This is a genomic window from Pontiella sp. (assembly GCF_041622395.1).
Lineage (GTDB): Bacteria > Verrucomicrobiota > Kiritimatiellia > Kiritimatiellales > Pontiellaceae > Pontiella.
This window is the reverse complement of the sequence record NZ_JBFJYW010000265.1, coordinates 1-5,303: the sequence shown is the minus strand read 5'-3', so window position 1 is coordinate 5,303 and position 5,303 is coordinate 1. Positions and strand designations below refer to the sequence as shown.

The 5,303-nt window shown below is 56.7% G+C and carries 6 protein-coding genes and 1 tRNA gene; 1 reads left to right on the top strand and 6 read right to left on the bottom strand.

What is annotated here, in order from left to right:
• The 5 genes from ABYO54_RS13605 to carA all read right to left on the bottom strand — a co-directional run.
• Positions 1–311: GxxExxY protein (locus tag ABYO54_RS13605; protein ID WP_372808794.1), on the bottom strand; the 311-nt coding region annotated here is incomplete at its 3' end.
• A 42-nt stretch (positions 312–353) separates the two neighbouring features.
• Positions 354–1,901, bottom strand: a complete 1,548-nt coding sequence (gene guaA / locus ABYO54_RS13600) for a glutamine-hydrolyzing GMP synthase (protein WP_372808793.1) — start codon at positions 1,899–1,901, stop codon at positions 354–356.
• Positions 1,898–2,191, bottom strand: a complete 294-nt coding sequence (locus ABYO54_RS13595; RefSeq protein ID WP_372808792.1) for a DUF2442 domain-containing protein — start codon at positions 2,189–2,191, stop codon at positions 1,898–1,900. The genes guaA and ABYO54_RS13595 overlap by 4 nt, the downstream gene beginning before the upstream one ends.
• A complete protein-coding gene (locus ABYO54_RS13590; RefSeq protein ID WP_372808791.1) occupies positions 2,188–2,445 on the bottom strand; it encodes a DUF4160 domain-containing protein in 258 nt (85 codons plus the stop codon). Before ABYO54_RS13590 ends, ABYO54_RS13595 begins: the two co-directional genes overlap by 4 nt.
• A complete protein-coding gene (carA, locus tag ABYO54_RS13585) occupies positions 2,445–3,545 on the bottom strand; it encodes a glutamine-hydrolyzing carbamoyl-phosphate synthase small subunit (protein WP_372808790.1) in 1,101 nt (366 codons plus the stop codon). Before carA ends, ABYO54_RS13590 begins: the two co-directional genes overlap by 1 nt.
• 237 nt (positions 3,546–3,782) lie before the next feature.
• Between carA and ABYO54_RS13580 the strand changes: the two genes are divergently transcribed.
• Positions 3,783–3,859 (top strand) — tRNA-Val (locus ABYO54_RS13580).
• A gap of 158 nt (positions 3,860–4,017) precedes the next feature.
• Here ABYO54_RS13580 and traF read toward each other — a convergent pair.
• Positions 4,018–5,303 (bottom strand): conjugal transfer protein TraF (gene traF, locus ABYO54_RS13575; RefSeq protein WP_372808789.1); only part of this gene is annotated, 1,286 nt, incomplete at its 5' end.

Here is a 5,303-nt window from a genome sequence, read left to right as displayed (position 1 = left end):
GCCAGCTTGATCCCGCTTAATTTCAGATAGGTCAGGGTTTGAGCCTTATCAATCCGAGAAACGGTTTCCACGGCCTTGTTCTCCACAATCACCTTTTGGTTTACCAAAAGATCTATTCGGTAATCGGTTTTTAGCGTTTTACCTTTATATTGCAGGGGCTGATATTTCTGCCGCTCATACGGGATGTTTCGCAGGTCCAGTTCGTAGCAGAGGGCTTCTTCATATGCACTTTCAAGAAGACCAGAACCTAAATGGCGATGCACTTCAATCGCCGCCCCGATGATTTCTTTTGAAAGTTCATTTTCAGTCATGCTTTGCGAGCCTTTGCTTTCTTTGCGGCTTTGCGTTTCAACTTACTCCCACTCGATGGTGGACGGCGGCTTGGAGCTGATGTCGTAGCAGACGCGGTTGACGCCGCGCACTTCGTTGATGATCCGGTTGGAGATGGAATCCATCACGTCGTACGGCAGCTTGTACCAGTCGGCCGTCATGCCGTCGCGGCTCTCGACGGCGCGGACGGCGACGACGTTTTCGTAGGTGCGGTCGTCGCCCATGACGCCGACGGATTGGATCGGCAGGAGGACGGCGAAGTATTGCCAGACGTCGAGGTGGTTCGGCATCTTCATGATTTCTTCGCGGACGCGCAGGTCGGCCTGCTGCAGCACGTCGATGCGCTCGGGCGTGATGTCGCCGATGATGCGCACGGCCAGGCCCGGGCCGGGGAAGGGTTGGCGATCGACGACATAACTCGGGAGCCCCAGCTCGCGGCCGACTTCGCGGACCTCGTCCTTGAAGAGTTCGCGCAAGGGTTCAACCAGCTCGAATTGGAGGTCTTCCGGCAGGCCGCCCACATTGTGGTGGCTCTTGATGGTGGCCGAAGGGCCGCCGATCGGCGAGACCGATTCGATGACATCCGGGTAGAGCGTGCCTTGGCCCAGGAACTTGACCTTGTCGCCGAAACCGCGCGCCTTTTCGGCAAACACGTCGATGAAGGTGCTGCCGATGATTTTGCGCTTGGCTTCCGGATCGGATACGCCCGCCAGTTTGCTGAGGAAGAGGTCGCCGGAATGGGCAACGGTGAGGTCGATGCCGAAGGCGCGCCCGAACAGGTCTTCGATCTCCTCGGTTTCCTTGTAGCGCATCAGGCCGTTGTCGACGTAGACGCAGTGGAGCTGGGGCCCGATGGCTTTGTGGAGCAGCGCGGCCACGACCGAGGAGTCGACCCCGCCGGAAAGGCCGAGCAGGACGTGGTCGTCGCCCACTTGATCGCGAATCTGCGCTACCGTGCTCTCGATGAATTTCGACATTTCCCAGTCGCCGGAGCATTTGCAGATTTTGAAGGCAAAGTTCCAGAGCATATCCTTGCCCTGCGGCGTGTGCACCACTTCCGGGTGGAACTGGACGCCGAAAATCCGGCGCTCCAGGTTCTGCATCGTGGCAAACGGGCAGTTGTCGGATTCGGCAACGGCTTCAAAACCGGGCGGCATCGCTTCCACCTTGTCGCCATGGCTCATCCAAACCTGGATGTCGGGCGAGAGCCCTTTGAAGAGCGGCGAGTCTTTGGTGATGGTCATCATCGCCTTGCCGTATTCGCGCTTGAGGCCGGGCTTGACCGAGCCGCCGAGGATCTGGGCGGTCAGTTGCATGCCGTAGCAGATGCCGAGGATCGGAATGCCCATGTCGAAAAGGGCGGGGTCGCACTTCGGCGAGTCCGCATCCGGCACGCTGCACGGGCCGCCGGAAAGGATGATTCCTTTCGGCGCGCGCTTTGCCAGCTCCTTGGCGGGGGTGTCGAAGCGGATGATTTCGCAATAGACCTTCTGTTCGCGGATGCGCCGAGCAATCAACTGCGTGACCTGGGATCCGTAATCTAAAATGGCAATCCATTCGGGGTGGTTCATGGTTTTTCTTTCTTCGTTGTATATTCAGCGGTTTCTTCCGCTACTTTCCACACGGGAACTTCGTGTTGGACTCCAATTATCGGATCAATGGCCAGGTCTTCGTCAACTTGGGGCCAGTGGATGCCGTATCCGGATGGCGACACGGTGAAGTCTTCCAGCTGAGCTTGTGTTGCTTGCGCTAGCTTGTTTGATTCTTTTGCGAGGTCAATGGAGTGGGGGTGCCCATCAATGACCAGCTCAAGGATTCTGCCTTTGAATCCTTTCAGCTCCACTTCGTGGATTCGGTTCATTTTCCACGCTCCTGCTCTGCTCGTTGCCATTCGCCCATGATGTAATCGAAATGGTTGAAGATGACCTTTCTAATCATTCGCCTGTCAGCGGGGTTCACGTTGTATTCGTATGCTGGACGAATATCGTACGTTTCAAAGTTAAGCCAATATTTGGCGTCGCATTCCGCTTTTGTACAGTGGACATGCGGCGGCTCTCCCGCTTCGTTGGCGTAGAAGAACACGCGCCAGCCAAAAATTAAAAGAACAGTCGGCATTATTTCGTGTTCGCCTCCATCAGCTCGATGAACTCCTCGAAGAGGTAGAACGGGTCGTGGGGGCCGGGGGCGGCTTCCGGGTGGTACTGCACGCAGAAGAGCGGCTGATGCTTGTGCTTGAGGCCCGCCACGGTTCGGTCGTTGAGGTTGATGTGGGTGATTTCGGCGACGTCGGTGTCGATCGAGTCGGCATCGATGCAGAAGCCATGGTTGTGCGAGGCGATTTCCACCTTGGTGGTGCGCAGGTCCTGGATCGGCTGGTTGCCGCCGCGGTGGCCGAATTTGAGCTTGAACGTCTTGGCGCCAAGCGCCAGGCCAAGCATCTGATGGCCAAAGCAGATGCCGAACATCGGGATCTTGGATTCGATCAGCTTGCCGACCAGTTCGGTCACTTTCGGCGCGCCTGCCGGGTCGCCGGGGCCATTGGAAATGAAGATGCCGTCGGGTTTGGTTGCCAGGATTTCGGCCGCATCGGTGGTGTTGGGGTAAACGGTGCATTCGCAACCGAGATCGCCCAGAATGCGCAGTTGGTTCAGCTTGATGCCGCAGTCGATGACCGCCACCTTATATAAGGCATCGGCCTTGCCGCCTTCCGGCCAGACATATTTCTGGTCGATGGTCACCTCGGTGGAGAGGTCGCGCCCAACGAGTCCGTCGGAGGCTTTTGCCTTTGCCACCAGGCTTTCCTTGTCGAGATCCTCGGTGGAGATGACGCATTTCATGGCGCCCTTGTCCCGAATGTGCAACGTGATCGCGCGGGTATCGACGTCGTCGACGCCGATTTTGCCGTTTTCTTTCAAATAGTCGGCCAGCGACTTGGTGGCGCGCCAGTTGGAGTAGATCCGGGAGCATTCGCTCACGACAAGCCCTTGGGCAAAGATGCCGCGCGATTCCGCGTCTTCGTCGTTAACGCCGTAATTGCCGATCAACGGGTAGGTCATGGTCACGATTTGGCCATGATAGGAGGGGTCGGTCAAAATTTCCTGATATCCGGTCATCGAGGTGTTGAAGACCAGTTCTCCGTAAAATTCGCCGGCCCCGGCAAAGGCCCGGCCTTCGAAGCAGGTGCCGTCTTCCAGTGCGATAATTGCTTTTTTCATAGTGTTTCCCGTAAAAATCCACTGTTCAAAGGGATGGTTTTTTCAAAATTCGGCATATCATCCATGCCTCGCCGCCCCCATGCAACCTATTAATTGGCGAATTGTGTTTCGTTCCCGCACGCTCCGAAAGAACCCGAATTTCGGCCGGTTTTTGCGGGTTCGATTTTGGGGTGATTTTTTTTCAATACTCCGGTTGACAGCACTCGGGGGCATGCGTATATTCCGTGCTTCTTTTGAGGGCGATTAGCTCAGTTGGTTAGAGCGCTTGCTTGACATGCAAGAGGTCACAGATTCGAGTTCTGTATCGCCCACCATCTTAAAAAAACGCGGGTTTTCTTGGGAAAACCCGCGTTTTTTTATGTTCGGCCACACCGGCGAACCGGTCGCCCCAAAGAAAGGCTCGCCACCGAATCGGGGGCAAGGCCGGGAATCGGACGATCCGGTGCCTTGCCCGCTCGATTCCGCATCGCTCCTAGAACTCGAACGAGAGACCGGCGTAGAGGCGCGCCTCGGCCGGAATATCGGAATCCTCGTAGGACGCCGTGTCCTGGAAGGAGTAGGCGCCGCCGACGTCCAGGCGGACGCCGAACAGGTTGACGCCAACGCCGCCGGTGCCAACCCAGCCCATCCAATCGGCCGCCAGGTTGTTGTAGGCTCCCAGGCGCAGGGACAACAGCCAGACATCGAACTCGCCGCCGAAGCTAAGGCGTTGAATGTCGTAGTTTTCCAGCAGCGTTCCGGTTTCGAGCAGGTCGTAGCTGACTTCCAGCGTGAAGCGCGGCGACGGAATGAATGCCGCGCCGATGGTGACCTGCGGGTCGATCTTGTAGTCGGAAACCTTCAGGGCCTTGGTTGCAATCACATCGCCATTGTCGTTTTTCAGGTCGATCGTGTCGGAAAACCCATCGAACTTGGGGCCGTTGAGGTTGTGGCCCACGATGGCAAACTGAAGCATCTTCATGCGGTAGAGCACGCCCAGATCGAGGCCGAAATTGAGGGTTGCTTCCGTATTGTCGGAGGCGGAATCGAGCGCATCTTCGGTGGCGTCTTCATCGAAGAACCAAAGCTTGGTGCCGGAAACCACGCCATACATGGCCTTGGCCGTAATGCCGATCGACAGGTTTTCGTTAAAGGCATAACCAAAGCTGACCGGCACCTCGACCAACCCGAATCCGCGCACCGCAACCACCGTTTCGTTGTTTTCCAAACTATTCGCAGAACCTTCGGGGGTGTTGAAATCGATCGAATTCACGAAGGTATAACTATCATCGATATTCTGTTCCGTTAGCCCTTCACCTTCATTGCTGAGGCGGAACAACTGGTAGTCGAGGTACTTGACGGCATTCTCATCACCAATCTTGGCAACCAATGTATCGTATTGGGTTTGCGAGTATGCCTTGCGGGAATAGGTTCCGGCATCGAACCCCGAGGTAGATGCCGCGGCCGAATTGATCGCCGCAGCGAATTCGCCTTCCGTTTGTTCAATGCCCATATTGTCAAGATCGAGGTCTTCAACAAACCCCGCGCCTTCAATGAAGCTTCGGACCCCGATGCCAAATCGCCCGATACGCATGGACATGCCCGCGTTGGCGTCCACGTAGAAGGCATTGTCGGGGTTGTCGGCCAAGCCGATTGCCGCACTGCCCAACGACAGCATGGAGCGGACGGCGTCGTCCGTATCGGCCAGCAGTCCGCCGGCGTCGAACGTATCGAAATCGATGTTGCCGATCATGGTCATGTATTCGGGCATGTCCTCCG

Excerpts from the sequence above, each read along its gene's own strand:
- guaA (WP_372808793.1), bottom strand. The coding sequence starts at position 1,901 with ATGAACCACCCCGAATGGATTGCCATTTTAGATTACGGATCCCAGGTC.
- ABYO54_RS13595 (WP_372808792.1), bottom strand. The coding sequence starts at position 2,191 with ATGAACCGAATCCACGAAGTGGAGCTGAAAGGATTCAAAGGCAGAATC.
- ABYO54_RS13590 (WP_372808791.1), bottom strand. The coding sequence starts at position 2,445 with ATGCCGACTGTTCTTTTAATTTTTGGCTGGCGCGTGTTCTTCTACGCC.
- carA (WP_372808790.1), bottom strand. The coding sequence starts at position 3,545 with ATGAAAAAAGCAATTATCGCACTGGAAGACGGCACCTGCTTCGAAGGC.